Here is a 20605-nt window from a genome sequence, read left to right on the forward strand (position 1 = left end):
TTCCGTCGGCTCACGCCGACCCACAGGCCCGGGTCGGATCGCACTTCCAATTCGACCTGCACATCCCGGGGTATCTGGACTGCGTCGACCGACTGGCGCAGCCCTTGGGCTACGGGCGACTCGGCAGGGCGTCACGAACGCGGATACCGCCTCGGGGTGCGCCCCATGATGCCGCTCGTCATTGGGGGCATCATCGACCCGCGTCGGAAGTCCCGCATCAGGACCGGCAAACGAGACGTCGCCCCGCTAACCGATCGGGTGGTCGTGCACCGCCGATGAGAGGTGCACGCCGTTCAGCTCTAGGTAGAGCTGACGCTCGGTCACGGTGAGCGTGAACGTGTTGCGGCGCTCCATCGCGTCCACCACGGAGTCGATGAACCCAGGATCGAAGCTGTGCAGCACGATCTCGGCGGCGCGGTGGATCCTCGCCCCCGTCCACTGCGCGAGCACCTTGGCCGGGTCGCGGTGCGTGTAGATCGTCGTGCGCTCGGCAGCCTTGCTGCCCGTGTGAAGGCGCCCGGCATCCGGCGCGCCGACCTCGATCCAGGCGAGCAGCTTCCCACTCAGGTCGCGCACGAGCACCGCCGGGTCGGCGGTCGCCGAGATGCCCTCGCTGAACACGATGCCCTCTTCGTGCTCGAGGCAGTAGGCGAGCACGCGCGTTACGAGGTACGCCTCGGTCTCTGACGGATGCCGCGCCGCGCGCAGCGTGAACTCCGCGTAGACGCCCCGATCCGTGTCGGCCAACTCGACCTCGAACGTGTGCATCGTCGCGCCGGCCGCCATGGGGCTCAGCCTAGTCCGGGGACTACCGCCTCCCGAGCCGTCATCGACCTCGGAGGCCGGTTCCGCGTGCCGATCCCGCGCTGGCACGTCCAAGGATTGATCCGCGAGTGGCGGGTGACGCCTCCTTCAGCCTTCGGGCGCGGTCGGGAAGCGGGCCTGGCCGGAACCCGTCAGACTGGGCGCCGCAGTGCGGCAGTCGCCTCCCGGCTCGTCAGCACCACACCCCAGAGACGCTGGAAGCTCTCCATGGCGGAGCGGTGCGCACGCGCGTCGAAGGCCGCAGTGGCATCGTCCAGGACGAACGTCCCGTAGCCGCGGTCACTGGCGTCAAGTGCTGTGATCTGGACGCACGCGTCGCTTGCCACACCGCCGACGAGAAGCTGCTCGACCCTCATGTTGCGCAGGACGCTGTCGATTCCCGTGGAGGTGAAGGGGCTTCGAGTGACCTTGTTGAGGACGATCTCGCCGGGCTGCGGGCTCAACTCCGGGACGATCTCGTGCCACTCCGATGAGCAGACCAGTCCGCCATCGACGCTCTGCGACGGATCCCGTTCGTCCGCGAACCTGCTGCGCATGTGGGGAAGCAGTTCTCTCCTGCCGTCTCCTTGGGCACCCGTCGTGACATGCACGACGGGGTGCCGAGCGGCACGATAGGCCTCGAGGACCTGCAGGACATTGGGGATCAAGGACTCCCGAACCGTGTGATAGAAGTCGTCTGCCAGGGTCGGGAAGCTGTGTCGAAATTGAACGCCGAGCGGCCCACGGGGATCGAGGAAGTACCTCTGCATGTCAATGATGACGAGGGCCGACCCGGACGGCGAGAACTGCACGTCCGGAAATCTCACCGGATAGCCCGCATCGTCCGAGACACCAGGTCGAGGATCCACTATTCGCCGCCTTCCAAGCTCACCTGCAAGGTCGCGATATGACGAGCACGCCGCAGGAGCGCTTCGTCGACCATCTCGCCATCGACGGCTGACGCGCCGGCATCCGTTGCCTGGGCGAGCAAGCGCCGAGCCCACTCCACCTCAGCTGCCGTCGGAGAATAGTGAGTGTTGATCGCGGGAACCTGAGTGGGATGAATGCTGAGCTTGCCGCCGAAGCCGAGGGCTCGGCCGCTGCGGCACTCCTCAGCCAACAGGCTCTCGTCCTGGACCTTCGTGACGACTCCGTCGATGGGGGCTGCGATACCGGCAGCAGCGGACGCGAAGACGAGCGTGGAGCGTGCCCATTGGAGACCGGGCCAGTTGTCGTGGCTCAAGCCGACATCCGCCGCGAGATCACCGTTCCCGAAGGCCGCGCGCTTCACACCACGAGTCGAGCAGATGTCGACCGCTTCGAATACACCTTGCGCCGACTCGATGATGGGGAGCAAGAAGCTGTCTGGCCGCAGGCACCGTGCGACGACAGCCGTCGATCGCGCCGTCGCCTTGGGCAACATGATGCCGGCGCCGATCGCCTCCGCGAAAGCCGCGATGTCGTCTGCGTACGCATCGGTTCCCGGCGGGTTGATGCGCACCACTCCCCGCCCGCCGGCTGCTTTCCAGTCGGCGACCCGTTGCCGGGCGGTCTCCTTGTCCTCCTCCGCGACGCCGTCCTCCAGATCGAGGACGATCTCGTCGGCCCCGCTGGCGGATGCCTTCTCGAAGCGGTCGGGACGGGCGCCCGGGACGAAGAGCATCGACCTGGCGGTGACCGCGCTCACCGATCCGCCTTGCCTGTCGAGGCAGTCGTCAGACTCCGATCCGGGTCGCCGAAAGCCCCCGCTGCCACCGCCTCTGCGATGTCACTCTCGCTCATCCCGAGATCGTGGAGCACATCCGAGCCGTGCTCCCCGCGCCGAGGTGCGCGCTGATACTCCTGCACCGCAGATCCGGCACGCACGGCGGAGCGCACGTGGCGGACGTCGCCGAGTCGGGGATGGCTTGTCGAGATGACGAGGTCGCGAGCATGCGTGTGCGGATCGTCCAGCGCCCGTGGGACGTCGTGGACCGGACCACTCGGGACGCCCGCCTCACGGAGCGTCCGAATCCAGTGGTCGGTGGTCTGGGCCCGCAACGCCTCGTCCAGGATCTCCTGCAGAGCCTCCCGGTGCTCGAACCGCTTCTCGAACGACTCGAAGCGTGGATCATTCACCAGCCCCGGTCTGCCGATCGCGATAGCGAGGCGCTGCCAGAACTTCTCCTTCGCACATCCCGCAACGATCCAACCGTCGCGGGTGGGGAAGAGTTGGAAAGGCACCAGGGAGGGGTGCGCCGACCGAGCCATCCGCTGGGGGTCGTACCCCGCTGACAGGTGCCAGGTCGCTAGGTAGGAGAGCATGCTCATCGAGGTGTCGTAGAGGCTCACGTCGCAGTCCATGCCTCGGCCGTCCCTCCTGGCCGCATGCACGGCCGCCAGGAGCGAGAGGGCCGCCACCAGACCACCCGACAGGTCGACCAGGGAGAGGCCTGATTTCGTCGGCGGTCCGTCGGGTTCGCCCGTGAGCGACATCCATCCGGCAAGTCCCTGAAGGACATAGTCGTAGCCCGGCTCGGCGCGACGTGGCCCGGACATGCCGAAGCCACTCAGCGAGCAGCACACGATCGCGGGGTTGATGTGGGCAAGCTGGTCGTAGGTGATGCCCAGCTTCTTCGGAACGTCACCACGCAGGTTGAAGTACACGGCATCGGCGTCGGCCACCAACCGCTCGAAGATCGCACGCCCGGCCTCGGACTTGATGTCCAAGCTGACGCTGCGCTTTCCTCGGTTCAGGGACTCGAAGAAGAGTGAATCCTCGCCTTCGGCGAAGGGTGGTACATAGCGGCCGACGTCTCCGCCGTCGTTCGGATTCTCGATCTTGATGACGTCAGCTCCGAGATCTGCCAGCTGCAGCGACCCGAACGGCCCCGCTCCGTACTGCTCGACCGCGAGGATCCGAACATCCGCCAAGGGCATCATCATGCGATGGCCCCAGCGGCAGGCTCCGAGGCGAACGGCTCGAGTGGCTCCGGGAACGAGGTGACCGTCGCGGCGGCGCGCTTCTTCACCATGAACGTGCGAACGTAGGACAGCACCTCCTCGCCGGTCTGCTTCAGCCCACGGGTACGGACCGTGACGATCCCGGCGTGCGGTCGGCTGCTCGACTCGCGCAGGTCCAGCACGATCGACTCCGACCAGATCGTGTCGCCGGCGAACACCGGGTTCTTCAGCTTGATGCCGTCCCACCCCAGGTTGGCGATCGCCTGATAGGAGGTGTCGATCACGCTCTGACCTGCCACCACCGCCAGCGTCAGCGTGGAGTTGACCAGGGATCGACCGAAGTCGGATGCCTCCCCCACCACCTGGTTGAAGTGCATCTCCGCGGTGTTCTGGGTCAACAGGGTGAACCAGGTGTTGTCGGTCTGTGTGATGGTGCGGCCGAGGGGGTGGCGATAGTGGTCCCCGACCTCGAAGTCCTCGAAGAATCGTCCCTGCCAGCCAGCCTTTGTCTGCACGGTCCACTGTCCTTTCCTATGAGCATGTCTCGGTGGTGCTCGTGGTCACTAGTCGGTGGTCGCAGCGGATGACGCGACACCGTTGGCTGCCGCGGGTTCGAGCATCGAACTCGTTCGCGCGGCTGGAGAAGTTGCGCGGCGCGCCCGTTGGAGCCGCGCATTGGGGATGGGTGCCGAGCTGAGGAGCTTCTGGGTGTACGGGTCACGGGGTCGCTCGTACACCTCCCGCGCCGGGCCCTGTTCGACGAACCTTCCCCGGTGGATGACTGCGATCCGGTGCGACACGTTCCGCACCACGGGCAGGTCGTGAGCGATGAAGAGATACGCCATGTTGAAGTCGCGCTGCAGGTCACGCAACAGGTTGAGTACCTGCGCCTGGACCGAGACGTCGAGAGCGCTCACCGCTTCATCACAGACGACGAGCCGGGGCTGGGTCATCAGCGCGCGCGCGATCGCGATGCGCTGGCGCTGCCCCCCGCTGAATGCCGCTGGATACCGCTGCGCCGCATCGGCCGGCAGACCGACACGCTCGAGCATCTCCGCGATGCGCTCCCGGCTCGTGGCCGTCCCCGCCCTGTCGCCGCCCGCGCGCAGCATCTCCGCCAGCGACTGCCCGATGGTTCTCGTGGGGTTCAGTGAGCTGTAGGGATCCTGGAAGACGACTTGGAGGTCGCGGGTCAGAAGGCCACGCCTCCTGGCGGGCACCGACGTCAGATCTCGCCCCAGGAAGCTCACCCGTCCTGCGGACACCGGCGTCAAGCCGAGGACCGCGCGCGCGATCGTGGACTTGCCGGAGCCCGACTCCCCCACGAGCCCAAGGGTCTCACCGGGCTGGAGGTCGAAGCTCACTCCGCGCACCGCCGGGGTCGCCTGGCGACCACGGCCGTAGTTGACCTCGAGGTCTCGGACGGAGAGGAGGGGGTCGACGGTGGGCAGGGTAGGAGCGTCTGTCATGCCGAAGCCTCCTCGACGATGTCCGTGCGAATGCACCGCGCCTCGCGGTGGTCGGTCAGGCGCAGGAGCGGAACCGTGCGGTCGGTGCACGCCGCGATGCTGAAGTCGCACCGGTCGCTGAAGTGGCAACCGGTCGGCCAGTCCTCGGGACGGGGCACCACACCACCGATGAAGGGGAGACGTTCGGCGTCCGGGTCGTGGTGCGGGTCCGAGGCGATCAATCCGCGCGTGTACGGATGGCACGGCGACTCGAAGATGTCGTCGACATCTGCCCTCTCGACGACCTCGCCGGCGTACATCACGATGACCCGGTCAGCGATGTCCGCCACCACCCCCCAGTCATGGGTCACCAGCAGGAGCGCCATCTTGCGTTGCTCCTGGAGGCGACGCAGGAGCGCGAGGATCTCCGCCTGGAGCGTGACGTCGAGAGCCGTCGTCGGCTCGTCGGCGATGAGCACGTCCGGGTCGCCCGCGAGTGCGCGAGCGATGGACACGCGCTGCGCCATGCCGCCCGACAGCTCGTGCGGGTACCGGCGAGCGACGTCAGCGGGGTCGGGCAACCCGACCTCACCCAGCAGGTCGATCGCCCGACGCCAGGCTTCGGCACGGGAGATCCCTTGGTGTCGCCGCACTCCCTCGGCAATCTGCCAACCGACTCGGAAGACGGGCGTGAGGCTGACCATGGGCTCCTGCGAGACCCAGGCGATCGCCTTGCCGCGAAGCGCATGGCGCTGCTTGCGCGGCAATGTCGCCAGGTCGCGACCACGGTAGACGACTGCGCCGCGAGTCAGCTCTCCGCCCGACGGGAGCAACCCCACGATGGACCGTGCCGTGAGGGTCTTGCCGCAACCGGACTCGCCGACGAGGGCGACCACCTCGCCCTCGTCGAGGGAGAACGACACGTCGTGCAGCACTTGGACCGGTACGCCGTCGCGCGGCAGCGTCACTGCCAGCGACCGCACCGACAGCAGAGCGGAGTCGTCAGTCTCCTCGGTGCTCCGGGCAGGCGACCCGAGATCTCCACGCTGTTCGGGCATCAGCTGCGGCGGCGGTGACCACGCCGCGGACGACGTATCCCTGATCACGTCGCCCAGCAGGCCGAAGACGAGGATCGTGACCGTCACCGTCAGGCCCGGCGGGATCACGAGCCACGCGTTGGTCTGCAGGACCCGGATCCCATCCGCGATCATGCCGCCCCAGCTGGGCTGCGGGTTGGGAACCACCAGCTCGAGGAAGGCCAACGCGGTCTGCACGATGAGTGCGACGCCGCACACGAGAGAAGCCTGGACGACGATCGGACCCAGGATCCTCGGAAGGACATGCCGGCTCAGGATGTAGGGCGCCGAGAGGCCGGCGGCCTTGGCCGCGTCGATGTACAGCTCTTCGCGTACGACCAGCGTTGCCGAGCGGACCACGCGGATGAGGGTCGGCGAGAGCAGGAGACCCAGGGTGACCATGGCGGCGACCATGTTGTGCGGGAAGATCGTCAGGACGACGAAGATAATGATGATCGTGGGCATGGCGAACGCGAGGTCGGCGATCCAGCCGACCACACGATCCACGAACCCTCTGGCGTAGCCGGCCAGGAGGCCCAACGGAACGCCGATCGCCAAGGCGCAGGAGACGGCGATGACCAGGCCCACCAAGGTGACGCGGGTGCCGACCAGCAGCCTGTCCAGCACGTCCCGTCCGAGGGTGTCGGTTCCGAGCAGATGGCTGGAGCCGGGCGGTGCGTTGGTGCTACGAAGGTCACCGGCCTGCTGCGTGGCCACATCGGGAAGAAGGATCGGTGCGAGGATCGCGATGACCGTCAGCACGAGGATGTAGGCCAGACACAGCGCACCCGCCGGCCGTCGCAATGCCGTGATGAGCGTGGATCGACGCTTCAGATTACGGCTCATGCTGCCCTCACCCGTGGGTTGAGCCAGGCATAGACGATGTCCACCAGGAGGTTCACCGCTACCACCATGAACGCGTAGTAGAGGACGATCCCTTGGATCACGGGCACGTCGCCGCGGCTGGTCGCGTTGGAGGCCAACGTCCCCAGTCCGGGCAAGGAGAAGACGTTCTCCACGACCACCGTCCCACCGAGGAGGGTCAGCGCCTGAAGACCGAGGATCGTGGTGATGCGCAGCGAGGCCACCTTGAGCACGTGCCGGAACAGGATCGAGCCGATACTCACGCCGTTGGCAAGCGCAACACTGACGAACGGCTGGGCCAACGCGTCGAGGAACGCGTCTCTCGATTGCTTGGCGATCGCGGCGATGCCACCGAAGGCGAGGGCCGCTACGGGCAGAGCCAGGGATCTCGCCCACTCGCCCGAGTCGACGCCCAGTGGCACGTAGCCCGTCGCGGGAAACCACCCGAGCTGAACCGCGAAGAGGACGATCAGCTGCGCACCCAACCAAAAGGATGGAACGGCGAACCCGATCAGAGCGAAGATGTCGATCGCTCGACCGAAGGCGCCCCGGCGCACCGCACTCGCCATCCCCAGAGCCACACCGACGACCAGGCTGACGATCAGCGCCCCGAACATCAACGAGAGCGTCACGGGGAGCCGTTGAGCGATGGCGTGCGACACGGATTCCCCGTTGTAGAGAGACGTCCCGACATCGCCGTGCAGAACTCCGGTCAGCCAACCCCAGTACTGCTCGTGGAGGGGGAGATTGAGCCCCAGCTGCTCTCGCAGCCGGTCGTAGTCCGCTGGCGTCGCATCGGGTCCCAGAATCGCTTGGGCGACGTCGCCCGGAGCGAGCGCGATGAGCACGAAGGTCAATGCGGTGACCGCCAAGAGGAGCGGGACCGCGCCCAGCAGCCGCGTGACGATGATGCCGATCGGACTCCCCACGATGCGCCGGCCGGACCGTCCGGGGCGCCGATCGGCGGCATCGGGGACCTGCGCCGCACCGCGTTTCGTGTCGGTTGCGGTGCTCACCTCAGCGACCACTCGGTGGCCCAGCTGTACTCCGGCCGCCCCTCGGTCAACTCCACACCCGCGACCCGGTCGGAGACGTAGTAGAAGACCCTCAGCGCATTGAAGACCGGCACGAAGACGGCTTCGGTGACCGTGCGCTGACTCAGCTCACTCCACGCCTGGGCATCGTTGGTGCGGGAGGCGCGCTCGAAGATCGCGGTCATCGTGGCGTCGGCGGCCCCGAACGGGTTGAGCCCGCCAGCGGGCGCGAGCGCCATCCTGTACGCAGCGCCCATCGGACCGGTGGGCACCGAGTAGAAGACGATCGGATACCGCTTGCTCGACCGCTTCTCCGCATACTCGGCCGCTGTGGGCGCGGTCGTGATCTTGGCATCGATGCCCACCTTCGACCAGTACGACGCGATGGCTTGGGCGAGCGGGGTGCCGCTCACCCCGTATCCGCCGTACGTCAGGACGTCGACGGTGAAGCCATCTCCGTACCCCGCCTCGGCGAGGAGACTCTTCGCGCGCTCGACGTCATAGTCGTAGTGGTCGCGCAGTACGGATTCGACGTCGGTGGCGAACAACTGCGACGTGGGCTCACCGTTCTCGCCGACCAGTCCCTCGGTGATGGCTTCCCTGTCGATCGCATAGTTCAAGGCCTGACGGACCCGGACATCTCCTACGGGTCCGTCGCCGGCGCGATCGGCGAAGATGAGGCCGCCGGTTCCGGTAGGCCGGCCCACGACCTCGAGCCCGCTCTTCTCCGCCGCGGCCACCGTCGTGAGGTCTCCCCAGGCGACGTCGATCTGGCCGGTGCTCTGTGCCTGGAGCCGAGCGTTCGCATCCGGGATGATGTCGACGACGACCCGGTCCCACTTCACGGCATCCGGCTTGTCGTAGTGCGGATTCGGCACCAGGACGTACTTCTTGTCGCTGATCGACTGGTCAGGATCGAGCATGTAGGGGCCTGCCCCGACGGTTTCGGTCTGCAGAACATCGGGAGTGGCGACGGCCTTCGGCGAGGAGACGGCTCCCCAGTTGGCGCTCTCCGACAGCAGATAGGGGATGAGAGGGTTGGACTCGGCCAGCGTGAGCCGCACCGTGAGGGCATCGACGGCCTCGACGGCCTCGACGGTTCCCATCAACGCGGTGAACGCTCCAGCACCCTTCGAGAAGTACTCCAACCACGTGCTCACCGCCTCGGCGTCGACCGGTGACCCGTCCGAGAACGTCGCGCCCTCACGCAGGGTGAGCTCGAACACCTTGTAGGTCTCGTCCACATACCGCCACGACGAGGCCAGGCCCGGCTGGATCGACCCGTCGGCGGCCTGGTGGAGCAGGAACTCGTTGGTCAGCGGCCGGATGTTGCCGAAGGTCACGCTGTCCTTCGACGGGTCGAGGCTGACCGGCCCACTCGGAAGACCGATCGTCAGGACCTTGTCGCTGTGGCCGGCGTCGTCGGCCGAGCCGCAGGCCACGGCGGTGCCGCACAGTACGAGGCTCAGGACGACAGCACTGAGATGGCGGAACCGACGCTGTGTCCGGCGCGCGTTCCCACGCCTCCGACGGTGATCGATCCGTACGTTCATCGGGCCTCCTCGGTGTCGGCGCCTACGGGTGGCGCCAGCCGAGGGTGAATCTAACCTCGGAGGTTTGATGTGTCAACGGTCACTTCGGATCGTGCGGCACACGCTTGTCGATCGTGCTGTACAACCGTCGGAGGCTGCGGAGGTGCGCCCGGGTGGCCTCGCGTGCCGCCAGGGGGTCGCGCGCCTCGATGGCCTGGGCGATCTCACGGTGTTCGTCATTGACCCGCTGGTGCGTCTCGGGGGACATGGAGTTTCGATTCATGCGGCGGTGGAGGACTTCGAAGACCGGCTCCGCGATGACCTCGATGACCGGATTGTGGGTCGCGCGCAGCAACACACCGTGAAAGGCCCGGTTGTGTTCGTAGGTGCCATCAGGGGCCACCCGGCCGGTGTCGTCGACGCACCGCCGCAGTTCGGCAAGCTCCTCGTCGGTTCGTCTCATCGCGGCGATCTCCGCGGCAGGAACCTCCAACATCTCGCGCGTTTCGATGAGCTTCTCCAACGGAATCGCCTCCGACTCAGCGAGAAGACCCAAGCCGACACCGAGTTGAGCTCCCAGCTGATCGGTCGATGGATGCGCCACGAACGTCCCCCCGGACGTGCCGCGCTTGGAGGTCACGAACCCTTGGCTCGCCAACACCCGAAGGGCCTCTCGGGCCGTGTTCCGGCTGACCTGGTAGGCATCGGAGAGCTCGGGCTCAGCAGGCAGCCGGTCGTTCGGCTTCAACACCCCCGCCACGATCTGTTGGCGCAGGAACTCCGCAAGACGTCCGTAGGCCGTACCGTCGCCCGAGCCGACCTGTCCGGGGGAACCTGCCATTCGTCTCTCCTTCGCCACATTGCCTACTCCTCGCCGCGGGTGCCGCGCCGACTTTGCTCCGAGGATAGAGCACCTCGTCCTGGCGACCGCGGAGCCGAGCGGAATGCCCGGCCTTCCGGGCGAGGCGTACGCTCACCGACATCCGAGCGAGGGAGGGCCCGTGAGTACTGCGAAGCACCTGCTGGAGGAACTGGAGCCGGTGGTGGCGGCGAACCTCGACCGCCACCTCGGCCTGGCCCAGGAGTGGCACCCGCACGACTACATCCCCTGGAGCGAGGGACGCGACTTCGCGTTCCTGGGCGGGGAGGACTGGGCTCCTGAACAGTCCCGGCTCTCGGAGACCGCCAAGGCGGCGATGTTCACCAACCTGCTGACCGAGGACAACCTGCCGTCGTACCACCGCGAGATCGCGACGCGGTTCGGCCGCGACGGCGCGTGGGGTACCTGGGTGGGGCGGTGGACGGCCGAGGAGAACCGACATGGCATCGCGATGCGCGACTACCTGGTGGTGACCCGGGGCGTGGATCCGGTGGAGCTGGAGCGCGCGCGGATGGACTACATGACGTCCGGCTACGACTCGGGCGACAAGACGCCGCTGGAGGCGGTGACGTACGTGTCCTTCCAGGAGCTCGCCACCCGCGTCTCGCACCGCAACACCGGCAAGGTCACCAACGACCCGATCGCCGACCGGATGCTCGCCCGGATCGCCAAGGACGAGAACCTGCACATGGTGTTCTACCGCAACATCGTGGCTGCGGCGCTGGAGATCGCGCCCGACGAGACCATGCGTGCGATCGCCGACGAGGTCATCGGGTTCGAGATGCCGGGGGCCACGATGGCGGGCTTCCGGCGCAACTCGATGATCATCGCCAAGGCCGGCATCTACGACCTGCGGCTGCACCACGACGACGTCATCATGCCGATCCTGCGGCACTGGGGCGTCTTCGAGCGCACCAACCTCGGTGCCGTCGGCGAGCGGGCCCGCGACGAGCTCGCCGCCTTCCTCGAGGGCCTGGACAGCCAGGCCGCCCGCTTCGTGGAGCGGCGGGCCGAGCACCGCGCCCGCGCCGCCGCCCGCGCCGACAGCGACGACACCCTCGACATCGTCACCTGAGCTGACAGCCCGTCTGAGCGCCGCCGCCGCGAGGAGCTGAAATCAGCGGCCCACCCAGCGAGCCTCAACAGTGGAGCACTCCCTACTCATGAGCGCTGATGGCAGGGGCGACCGGCAACACCGTGCGCCACGTCCGACGACACCCCGTCCACCGCGTGGCAGCAGATGAACACCGCTACCAGCGGCGGGGTCGACCGAGACGCTCAGCGCAATCAGATCCGGCCAGCCGGCCGCAGTCAGCGTCCGCAGAGCGCCGATCATGTTGGCCCCGGAGGCGATGACGTTATCGGCGACGATGACGCGGCCCGGTCGCTCACACGCCACCGCGAGACTGGCACGCACCCGGTCGAGACTGGGTCGCGTAGTGGAGGAGTGCGCCGAAGGGATCTCGTGGCGGCGCACCAGGCATTCGCGCAAGGGCAGCTCCCAACGGTCCGCAAGCGCCGCGGCGAGCGCATAGCCGGGACCGGGCGTCCCGTCATGACCCGGCACCCAGGTGATCACATCCGCACGTTCGGGAGGGTGAAGCAAGGCGCAAGCCCTGCGCAGAGCCTCCTCCGGCTCCAGATAGTCCGTACCCCACCGCTCGACGTACGGCCGCGCGGCCAGCCTCACTCCCCGCGCCACGTCGCGGACCTCGCCGATGTGGGGGCCCAGGGTGACCAGCGGCACTCTCATCTCAGTGATGCCCCCGTAGGTGTGCGCTGACCTCCTGGGCCACCAGTTCCGCCAGCACGATCGGGTCGTTCATGCTCAACGAGCGCAACCACTGTCCGTCCGTCGTCTCGCTCATCTCGTTCCACAGCTCGTGGCTGTACGGCGCTGCTCCTCCGCCATTCTCTCCGACCGGCACCGGGATGACACGCACCCCCTGGTTCCGGCATTCTTCGACCTCCAAGCGCGTGTGCTCACCTCCACCGATCACGACGCAGATGCTGGCACGGGAGCAGAGGTCGACGCGGACGTCGGCCGACCGTGTGCCGGGGAACACGATGGTTCCGAGGCGGCGCTCGGTGACAGTCTCGGTTCCGATGCCGGGCTCGCTGCGGCGCACCTGCACCAACCGGGAGTCGCCGTACCGGCCGGATCGTTCGAGATGCTCCGCGAAGCGATGAGCCACGACTCCGATCGTCTCACTTCCACCATGGACCAGGCTGACCTGATCGTGGACCGTGGCCAGCTTGGTTCCGAGCGCATTCATGAAGTGATTCACCGCCGGCCCTGCCGCGGCGAGGGATCCGCAGAGCATCACCGCCGGCGGACGCGACGCCACCTCGAGCCGGCGCAGAAGGTCCGGGATGTCGTTGAACGAGTCGACCTCCACAGCCTCGACACCACCTTGCCGGAGGTCGGCCGTCTGCAGAGCGTAGAGCGCCGCGGTCGAGCGGTCGAGATCGTCGCCGGCCTTCTCGACGATCGTGAAATGACGCTGCATGTTGCGCGACTCGCTCGTCCGCACGAGCCGCAGGAGTGTCTGCATGTTGGGGTCGGCGAAGCTGATCCCGATGAAGAGGATCGACTTCGTGTAGAAGTCGGCGATCAGCCGAGCCCACGTTCGCGGAAAGGTCTTGACGTAGGCGTCGAAGTCATCGCGCGTGATGACCAGCCGACGACCTGGGGTGGCCTCGATGTCATCGATGCCACCGTGCATCTTGACCAAGGTGCACCCGCCGCGTGACAACGAGCCCGTCATTTCCGAGTCGTCCTGGATGATGCGAGGCAGATGTCCCTTGTCGCGTTGATGGGCCAGTTCGAGCAGGTTGTCGAAGTTGAGGGACCAGAGATAGGAAACAGGGAGATCCCACAGCAGGTGATGGATCGGGTTGGGGTCGAACTCCTGAGCGGTCAGAGCCGATCGAATGGCCTTCGTCAGCCGAGCCCGGCCTCCGTCGATCTGCGAGACGTAGTACGTCGCCAGCAGCGCCAAATCGGAGAAGGAGTCGTCGAGGTCGAGTTCGGCGCGGGCGTCGGCGAGAAGCTCGTTCCAGTTGGGAAGGCTGCTGGGAACCGAGATGCCGGCGCCGCACACGACCGCCGCGTCGCCGGCTCGCAGGCGTCGAGCGAACTCACTGATGAAGTCGGTCGGTTCCATGGTCGCCATGCCCTTCCACACGTGCTCACAGGTACGCGGAATCCTGGCAGCGCGGGGCGCCGAGGATCCCCGGAACCCCTGAAATGCCGTCGTGCGGGCGCGGGTCAGCGGCCCGCCCAGCGCGGCTCGCGCCGCTCGAAGAACGCGGCGACCCCCTCGACCAGATCGGCGGAGGCCAGCAGCCGCTCGTGCGCGGCGTGGCTGGCCGCCCAGCTGGCGGTCTCGTCGCCGTTGATCTCGTCGTGCACCAGCGCCAGTGCCGCACGGACGGCGAGGGGCGCGTTGCCGCTGATGGTGGCGGCCAGGCCGAGGGCGATGTCGAGGGTCGTGCCGGGCTCGACGAGCCGGTTGACGAAGCCGAGCCGCTCGGCGCGGACGGCGTCGATCGGCGCGCCGGTCAGCAGCATCTCGCGGGCGACATTGGCGGGCAGGACGCGCGGGGCGCGGAAGACGCCGCCGAAGTCCGGCATCAGGCCGCGCTTCACCTCCGGGAAGCCGAAGACCGCGGTGCGCGCGGCGACAACGAGGTCGCAGCACAGGACCAGCTCCAGGCCGCCGCCCAGGGCGTACCCCTCGACGGCGGCGACGAGCGGCTTGGGGCGCGTGCGCGACATGATCCCGGCGATCCCGCCGCGCTCGGTGGGCTCCCCCGGCCCCTCGGCGAGGTCGGCGCCCGCCGAGAACACCTCCGGCCCGCCGGTCAGCACGCCGCACCACAGGTCGTCGTCGTCCTCGAGCAGGTTGAGTGCCTCGTCGAGGCCGCGGGTGACGGCGCCGTTGATGGCGTTGCGCTTGGCGGGCCGATCCAGTCCGATGACGAGGGTGCGGTCGACGCGGAGGGTCTGGACGGCGCGGCTGGCCGGTGCGTCGGCGGTCTCACTCATGCCCGACAATCTAGGGATGACCCTGGAGATGTTCATCCACGACGAGATCCCGACCGACGAGGTCGAGCGTCGCGAGAAGGCACTCTCCGCGTTGGCCGACTCGGTGCGCGACCTCGTGGACGCCACGATCCGCAGCACGGTCGCCGACGAGGAGCTGGCCGCGGTGCGGGCGGAGGTCGACGGGCTCGTCGCGCGCCTGCGGGCCGCGCAGCTGCCGGGCCCGGCGGGGGTCCGCTACAACTCCGAGGGCCGCAGCTGGAACTGGGGCAACGCCGTCGTCGGCCGGGGCAATGCGGTCGCGCCTCCGGTCGACATCGTGCACGACGCCTTCGGCAGCGCGTACGCCGAGATGACGCTCGGGGCGGCGTACGAGGGACCGCCGGGGATGGTGCACGGGGGTGTCTCCGCGCTGATGCTCGACCAGATCATGGGCGAGACCGCGAGCGGCTTCAAGCGGCTCACCATGACCGGCACGCTCACCCTGCGCTACCGCCGGCCGCTGCCCTTGGGCCCGGTCCGGATGGAGGCGCGGATCGCCGGCGAGGAGGGGCGCAAGATCACGGTCGAGGCGTCGATCGGCGTCCCCGGCGCGGACGCCGCCGTCGAGGCGACCGGACTGTTCCTCATCCCGCGGTGGGCCGCGGTCGACGCGGACGACCAGGCGTGGTCGCGCTCGGCCGAGGGCTGAGCGGGCCGCTCAGGCCGTCGCACCGGGCCGGTCGACCAGGTCGACGAGCCGCTGGGGCGCCTGCAGGCAGAAGGAGTCGGTGAGCAGCTCCCGCAGCTCCTCCCAGTCGGTGTCGTCGTCGATGAGCATCCCGACGACATTGCCGCCCCACTCCGCCTTGAAGTACGGCGCCCCGAGGTGCTGGAACGCCATCACCTCCTCCGGCTCGGCGCGGAAGGTGATCCGGAACAGCTGGTCCTCGCCGCCGAACACATGGGCGACGGTGGCCGTCGTGCCCTCGACCCGCCAGCGCACCCCGACCCAGGCGTCCTCCTCGCGGCACTGCGGCAGCCGGGCGAGGATCGCGCGCAGGCGCGCGACATAGGGGCCGGGGACATCGGGACGGGTCGGGCGGGCCACGGGATGAACCTTCCACACGGCGCCGACAGCGCACCGCCGGGGCGTCCCGGCGACCGGCGGGAGGAAGTCACGAGGTTTGCCCCGGCGCGGATGGGTAGGACAGTCCCGGTGAGGCCCCACCAGAGGGAGGTCTCGATCCGATTGAGGAGACAACGAAGAAGATGCGCACCCGAATCCCCGGCCTGCTCCTGGCGGCGACCGTCGGACTCTCCGGACTGCTGACCGCGTGCGGCAGCGACGACGGCGACAAGCCCGACACCGAGGAGAAAACCTCGCAGACCGAGACCGAGGACACCGACGCCGGCGAGACCGAGAGCGACGAGCCGACCGAGGGTGACGACGCCTCCGAGGCCGACGGCGACAAGCCGTCGCGCGAGGACGTCGTCGCCGGCTACAGCGAGGTCGTGAAGGACACCGGCGAGCAGACCGGCATCGACATGCCGGAGGACATCGTCGAGAAGGTCGTCTCCTGCTTCATCGACGAGGTCTACGACGAGGCGTCGGCGAAGACCCTGCAGGCGCTGGCCGACGGCAACGCCGCCGGCATCGACCCCGCCGACGGCCAGCTGTTCGCCGACGCGCAGGGCACCTGCCAGCAGGCGGCGATGGGCTGAGCACCGACATCCGTCGGTCAACGGCGTCGGTCCTCCGGGACCGGCGCCGTTGTCATGTCCGCAGGAGGGTTGTGTCGGACCCCTCATGTGGGGTGGGGGCATGGTCAGCGAAGAGGCGGTGACGGATCTCGGGGATCTGTCGGTGGCGGGGGTGCTCGACTTCGTCGAGCACCAACACGCTGCGCGTCTCGAGGCCGAGCGTCAGGTGCTGCGGGCGGCGTACCAGTGGGCGGTGCTGCACCACCCCGACCGGCTCCCACCCTCGGATCGGCGGGGCCGGTCCCGGGCTCGTCGTGCGGGTGGCGCGGGCACCCCGTTGGTGACCGAGCACGCCGCCGCGGTGTTCGGGGCCCGGATCCAGACCAGTCCCTACGGCGCACGGCGGTTGATCGCCGACGCGGTCGACCTCCACCTCCGCCTCCCCAAGCTGTGGGCCGGCGTGCAGGCCGGCACCGTGCGGGTGCCGCATGCCCGCCATGTCGCCGACGCCACCCGTCACCTCACACCCGAGGAAGCGGCCTGGGTCGACGGCGAGGTGCACGAGGTCGCCGACGGGCGCCTGGCCTGGACCCGGTTCGAGACCCTCGTCGAGGGCAAGGTCGCCGCCGCAGCACCCGAACTCACCCGCGCCCGGGAGGAAGCGGCAGCCAAGGAACGGTGCGCCCGCATGTCGCGGGTCAACAAGCACGGCATGGCCACCTTCACCATCAAGGCCGACATACTCACCATCGCCGGCATCGACGCCGCCATCACCGCCCTCGCCGAGAAGCTGAAGGACCAGCTGCCCGACGCCGACTCCAACGACCGACGCGTCGCCGCCGCGGCGTTGTTGTTGAACCCCGCCGCGCACCAAGACCTCGACGAGGAGATCGGGCCGGTGAAGGTGCGGGCGACGGTCTACCTGCACCTGTACGCCGACTCACCCATCGCCCGTCTGGAGGGCCACGGCCCGGTCACCCTCGGCCGGATCGTGCAACTCCTGGGCGACGCGGGAGCGAACGTCCGCGTGACCCCGGTGATCGACCTGCCCGGTACCGCGGCGGTCGACGCGTACGAGATCCCCGCCCGCCTGCGCGAGGCGGTGCACCTGATCCACCCCGCCGACGTGTTCCCGTTCGCCGCCAACACCAGCCGCCGCATGGACCTCGACCACGCCGTCCCCCACGCCGAGGGCGGGGCGACCAGCATCGACAACCTGGCCCCGCTGACCCGCACCCACCACCGGATCAAGACCCACGCCGGCTGGGAAGCCCGACATCCCTTCCCCGGGATCGTGATCTGGCGCGATCCCCACGGGGCCCACTACCTCATCGACCCCACCGGCACCCGACGCATCACCCCCACCACCAGAGAAGACACACCCACCCGGGTCGACCTCGCGGTCACCGAGCTGGTCCTCAACCACGCCGCAGCCTGATCGGCGAGCAGGACCGGCCGGGCGACAACCCTTTCGCGCCGTCAGCCCGTCCTGCCTCCTGGAGGTGGAGGAATGCGCGACGCTGTACCCGTGCTCGACGACGAGGCGACCGGCCGAACGCCGTCGTTCGACGAGTACGTCGCCGCCCGCGGCCGGGCCCTGTGGCGCAGCGCCTGGCTGCTGACCGGGGACCGGCACCGGGCCGAGGACCTGGTCCAGACGGCGCTGATGAAGTGCTGGCGGCGCTGGGACCGGATCGCCGACGCGGCGGCGGTCGACGCCTACGTGCGGCGCACCATGGTGACGACGTACACCGACTGGTGGCGGCGCCGCTGGAACGGCGAGCTGCCGACGTCGGAGCTGCCCGAGGCCGGCGCCTCGGCGGACGCCGACCTCGGCTTGCGGCACGACGTCGTGGCGGCGCTCGCCCGGCTCCCCCGCGGCCAGCGCGCGGTCGTGGTCCTGCGCTACTTCGACGACCTGACCGAGGCGCAGACCGCCGCCGCGCTCGGCATCGGCATCGGCACCGTCAAGAGCCAGACGTCGCGCGCCCTGCGCAGCCTGCGCGAGTCCGGACTGCTGGAGGAGAGCGATGAGTGAGCGACTGCGCGACCTGCTGGAGCGGGCCGTCCCCGACGACGCGCCGGTGTTCGAGCCGCATGCCCTGGCGGCGACCGCACGACGGCGACGCGACCGCGGCCGCGCGGTCGGAGCCGGGCTCGCCGTCCTCGTGCTCGCCGGTGTCGCGGGCGGAGCCGTGATCGGCACCCGCGGCGACGACCGGGACCGGATGGCCACGGACCCGCCCCGCGACCCCTACGGCGTCCCCGCGTGCCCGGCGCCGCTGCCGGAGCCCACCGACGCGGTCACCGAGGTCGACAGCCTCGCCGGCGTGACCGCCGTCCGGCTCTGCCCGGACCCGGGCCCCGACCCGGCCCCCGGGACGCTGGCCGAGCTGGCGGCGCTGGACGCCCTCGTCGAGGTCGAGGACCTGGCGGAGCGGGTGGCGGCGACCGCCGACTTCGACCCCGGCCGTTGCGCGGCGATCAGCGTGGTCAGCGACCGGCAGTCGCTGCAGTTCACCTACGCCGACGGCCGCTCGGTGCTCGTCGCCGCCGGCGCCTGCTCCCCTGTCACCGTGGCCGGCCATGAGGTCGACGGCGGCCACCTCGTCGGGACCTATCTCGACGCCCTCGACGCCCAGCGCGACGACCGCGCCTATCGCCACGCGTACGACGGCCCGCTGACCTGCGGCGTGCCGCAGGTGCCGAACGTCGCCCGTCCCGGCCGGGAGCGGATCGTCGGCGGGGGCGTGTGCCGCGTCGACGACCAGGAGGCCACCCCGCTCGACGCGGGCCAGCTGCGGATGGTGGACGACGCCTGGGGCCGCCCCGACCGCCGGACCGATGAGAGCTGCGCCGCGCCGGGGACGGCACCGCAGCTGGTGCTGGTGACCGACCGCGGCGACGTCGTCCGTCTCCAGGACGACGGCTGCGCGCCGTCGCGGCTCGCCTGGCACGGCTGGGACGCTGATGGGGCCGTGCTGCCGCTGTCGACGGCCGAGCTCGGGATCACGCCCTGAGCTCGCCGACGCCCTCCCGGTCGCCTTGGAAGTAGCTGTCGAGCAGCCACTGCGCCCGCCGTCCACCCCACCGCGCGAGCCGGTCGCGGCCGCCGGGGAGGTGCTTGAGGACGCGGTACCGCAGCGTGTTGAGGGCGAGGAGGTAGCCGTGCGCCCACGGCGGGCGCAGCGGCAGACCGAACTCGCGCATGCTCTCGGGTCCGAGGAAGACGGTCAGCATGGAGAGCAGGCGCTCGCGCTCGTAGCGGGCCCGCAGGGGCTGCAGCGGCGCCGGCCAGCCCGGGTAGTGTCGCAGCGCCTGCGCCTCGACGACGGCACGGGCCAGCTGCGGTCCGGCCTCGGTGATCGGTCCCTGGGCGAGCAGCACGTGGTAGTCGATGCGGTGCCGCTCCCACTCGTCGTCGACGAGGAAGTCGGCATGCACGCCCATCAGCCACCCGACGTACTTCCACAGGTGCATGAGCGCCTGCGACTCGGAGCGCGAGACCGGGACCCCGAGGGCACGCGAGCCGATGATGAGGACGCCGTCGAAGAGGCCCAGCGTGGACGCCTGGTCGGCCTGGTTGATCGGGAGGCCCCAGGTCGGGGTGTCCCACGTGTCCTCGAAGGAGTGGTTCACCAGCGCGTGCATGAGCCGCACGTGGACGGTCAGCCGCCAGCCCTCGCCGGGCGCCTGCCCGTCGCGGGGCGGCAGGAGGGAGTGCGGGTCGGTGAGGCTGGCGCCCCACTTCTGCGTCTCGGCGAGGCGGCGCAGGGTCTGGCTGCCCGTCAGCCCGCCGGTCGCGACGAGGAGGTCGGTCGGTCCGCCGAACCGGTAGCCGCCCACGAGGGACAGCTGCAGGAGGACGTCCTGCGCGTTCTGTCCCAGGCGCCGGAACACCCGGGCCCCCTCCTCGACCAGGTCGCGATCGAGCCACTCCGGGTCGGTCTCGAGTTCGGCGAAGAACTCCTGCAGCGCCGGCGGCGCGTCCGGTACGGCGGCGAGCCCGCCCTCGAGCGCGCGGCGGAACTGGTCCATCCGGACCCGACCGGGAGCCTCCCCTCGCAAACGGATCGCGTCCGCGAGGCGTGCGCCGAGCTCGTCGCGCTCGAACATCGCGCGGCCGATCCGGTCCAGCAGCGCCTCGTCGACGCCGCGCACGCGCCCAGCCAGCTTGAGCGGCCGCCCGAGCCGGCGATTGCGCTCGCCGCCGGCGCGGAACCGGGTCGGGTAGGGACGTTCACGGGGGTCGCCGGCCACCGGGGCCACGTCGGTGCTCATGCCCTCATCGTG

20 protein-coding genes are annotated in these 20605 nt (G+C 69.3%); 6 read left to right on the forward strand and 14 right to left on the reverse strand.

Annotated elements, in window-relative coordinates; genetic code table 11:
- Positions 1-246: 246 nt before the first annotated feature.
- The 10 genes from ACPZVR_RS13245 to ACPZVR_RS13290 all read right to left on the reverse strand — a co-directional run bounded on the left by ACPZVR_RS13245 (position 247) and on the right by ACPZVR_RS13290 (position 10542).
- Positions 247-786 carry a YaeQ family protein gene (locus ACPZVR_RS13245; protein WP_436700069.1) on the reverse strand — a complete coding sequence of 180 codons (540 nt, stop codon included), beginning with the start codon at positions 784-786 and terminating at the stop codon, positions 247-249.
- Between the two features lie 170 nt (positions 787-956).
- On the reverse strand, positions 957-1616 hold the full coding sequence (locus ACPZVR_RS13250) for a cysteine hydrolase family protein (RefSeq protein ID WP_436700070.1): 660 nt from the start codon (positions 1614-1616) through the stop codon (positions 957-959).
- Between the two features lie 56 nt (positions 1617-1672).
- Positions 1673-2491: an HpcH/HpaI aldolase/citrate lyase family protein gene (locus ACPZVR_RS13255; protein WP_436700071.1), complete on the reverse strand. Its 819-nt coding sequence runs from the start codon at positions 2489-2491 to the stop codon at positions 1673-1675.
- Positions 2488-3729: a CaiB/BaiF CoA transferase family protein gene (locus tag ACPZVR_RS13260; protein WP_436700072.1), complete on the reverse strand. Its 1242-nt coding sequence runs from the start codon at positions 3727-3729 to the stop codon at positions 2488-2490. The genes ACPZVR_RS13255 and ACPZVR_RS13260 overlap by 4 nt, the downstream gene beginning before the upstream one ends.
- Complete coding sequence (locus ACPZVR_RS13265; RefSeq protein WP_436700073.1) at positions 3726-4262, reverse strand: MaoC family dehydratase; 537 nt, start codon at positions 4260-4262, stop codon at positions 3726-3728. Before ACPZVR_RS13265 ends, ACPZVR_RS13260 begins: the two co-directional genes overlap by 4 nt.
- Before the next feature lie 48 nt (positions 4263-4310).
- Entirely contained in the window at positions 4311-5216 is a 906-nt protein-coding gene (locus ACPZVR_RS13270) for an ATP-binding cassette domain-containing protein (RefSeq protein ID WP_436700074.1), read from the reverse strand.
- Positions 5213-7117, reverse strand: a complete 1905-nt coding sequence (locus tag ACPZVR_RS13275) for a dipeptide/oligopeptide/nickel ABC transporter permease/ATP-binding protein (protein ID WP_436700075.1) — start codon at positions 7115-7117, stop codon at positions 5213-5215. The genes ACPZVR_RS13270 and ACPZVR_RS13275 overlap by 4 nt, the downstream gene beginning before the upstream one ends.
- Entirely contained in the window at positions 7114-8151 is a 1038-nt protein-coding gene (locus ACPZVR_RS13280) for an ABC transporter permease (RefSeq protein ID WP_436700076.1), read from the reverse strand. Before ACPZVR_RS13280 ends, ACPZVR_RS13275 begins: the two co-directional genes overlap by 4 nt.
- Positions 8148-9722 carry an ABC transporter substrate-binding protein gene (locus ACPZVR_RS13285; protein WP_436700077.1) on the reverse strand — a complete coding sequence of 525 codons (1575 nt, stop codon included), beginning with the start codon at positions 9720-9722 and terminating at the stop codon, positions 8148-8150. Before ACPZVR_RS13285 ends, ACPZVR_RS13280 begins: the two co-directional genes overlap by 4 nt.
- Before the next feature lie 79 nt (positions 9723-9801).
- Positions 9802-10542, reverse strand: a complete 741-nt coding sequence (locus tag ACPZVR_RS13290; RefSeq protein WP_436700078.1) for a FadR/GntR family transcriptional regulator — start codon at positions 10540-10542, stop codon at positions 9802-9804.
- 160 nt (positions 10543-10702) lie between these two features.
- Between ACPZVR_RS13290 and ACPZVR_RS13295 the strand changes: the two genes are divergently transcribed.
- Positions 10703-11656 carry an acyl-ACP desaturase gene (locus ACPZVR_RS13295; RefSeq protein WP_436700079.1) on the forward strand — a complete coding sequence of 318 codons (954 nt, stop codon included), beginning with the start codon at positions 10703-10705 and terminating at the stop codon, positions 11654-11656.
- Positions 11657-12335: 679 nt separating this feature from the next.
- Here ACPZVR_RS13295 and ACPZVR_RS13300 read toward each other — a convergent pair.
- Both ACPZVR_RS13300 and ACPZVR_RS13305 read right to left on the reverse strand, forming a co-directional pair.
- On the reverse strand, positions 12336-13748 hold the full coding sequence (locus ACPZVR_RS13300) for an SIR2 family protein (RefSeq protein ID WP_436700080.1): 1413 nt from the start codon (positions 13746-13748) through the stop codon (positions 12336-12338).
- A gap of 104 nt (positions 13749-13852) precedes the next feature.
- Positions 13853-14632: an enoyl-CoA hydratase-related protein gene (locus ACPZVR_RS13305; RefSeq protein WP_436700081.1), complete on the reverse strand. Its 780-nt coding sequence runs from the start codon at positions 14630-14632 to the stop codon at positions 13853-13855.
- A 16-nt stretch (positions 14633-14648) separates the two neighbouring features.
- Here ACPZVR_RS13305 and ACPZVR_RS13310 point away from each other — a divergent pair, with 16 nt between their 5' ends.
- Positions 14649-15320 (forward strand): PaaI family thioesterase, encoded by a 672-nt coding sequence (locus ACPZVR_RS13310; RefSeq protein ID WP_436700082.1) that lies wholly within the window; start codon positions 14649-14651, stop codon positions 15318-15320.
- 9 nt (positions 15321-15329) lie between these two features.
- Here ACPZVR_RS13310 and ACPZVR_RS13315 read toward each other — a convergent pair whose 3' ends face one another.
- On the reverse strand, positions 15330-15719 hold the full coding sequence (locus tag ACPZVR_RS13315; RefSeq protein ID WP_436700083.1) for an MmcQ/YjbR family DNA-binding protein: 390 nt from the start codon (positions 15717-15719) through the stop codon (positions 15330-15332).
- Positions 15720-15880: 161 nt separating this feature from the next.
- On the opposite strand from ACPZVR_RS13315, the gene ACPZVR_RS13320 reads away from it, so the two are divergent.
- The 4 genes from ACPZVR_RS13320 (at position 15881) to ACPZVR_RS13335 (ending at position 19332) form a co-directional block, all read left to right on the forward strand.
- A complete protein-coding gene (locus ACPZVR_RS13320; protein ID WP_436700084.1) occupies positions 15881-16333 on the forward strand; it encodes a hypothetical protein in 453 nt (150 codons plus the stop codon).
- 100 nt (positions 16334-16433) lie between these two features.
- The gene (locus tag ACPZVR_RS13325; protein WP_436700085.1) at positions 16434-17750 is read left to right on the forward strand and encodes an HNH endonuclease signature motif containing protein; all 1317 of its coding nucleotides are present in this window, start codon (positions 16434-16436) and stop codon (positions 17748-17750) included.
- Between the two features lie 72 nt (positions 17751-17822).
- A complete protein-coding gene (locus tag ACPZVR_RS13330) occupies positions 17823-18350 on the forward strand; it encodes a SigE family RNA polymerase sigma factor (RefSeq protein WP_436700086.1) in 528 nt (175 codons plus the stop codon).
- Positions 18343-19332 (forward strand): hypothetical protein, encoded by a 990-nt coding sequence (locus ACPZVR_RS13335; RefSeq protein ID WP_436700087.1) that lies wholly within the window; start codon positions 18343-18345, stop codon positions 19330-19332. Before ACPZVR_RS13330 ends, ACPZVR_RS13335 begins: the two co-directional genes overlap by 8 nt.
- Here ACPZVR_RS13335 and ACPZVR_RS13340 read toward each other — a convergent pair.
- Positions 19322-20593: an oxygenase MpaB family protein gene (locus tag ACPZVR_RS13340; RefSeq protein WP_436700088.1), complete on the reverse strand. Its 1272-nt coding sequence runs from the start codon at positions 20591-20593 to the stop codon at positions 19322-19324. The two genes, ACPZVR_RS13335 and ACPZVR_RS13340, sit on opposite strands and share 11 nt — an antisense overlap.
- Between the last annotated feature and the right edge of the window lie 12 nt (positions 20594-20605).

The organism is Nocardioides segetis (genome assembly GCF_051390595.1).
In the GTDB taxonomy this organism is placed as follows: Bacteria; Actinomycetota; Actinomycetes; order Propionibacteriales; family Nocardioidaceae; genus Nocardioides.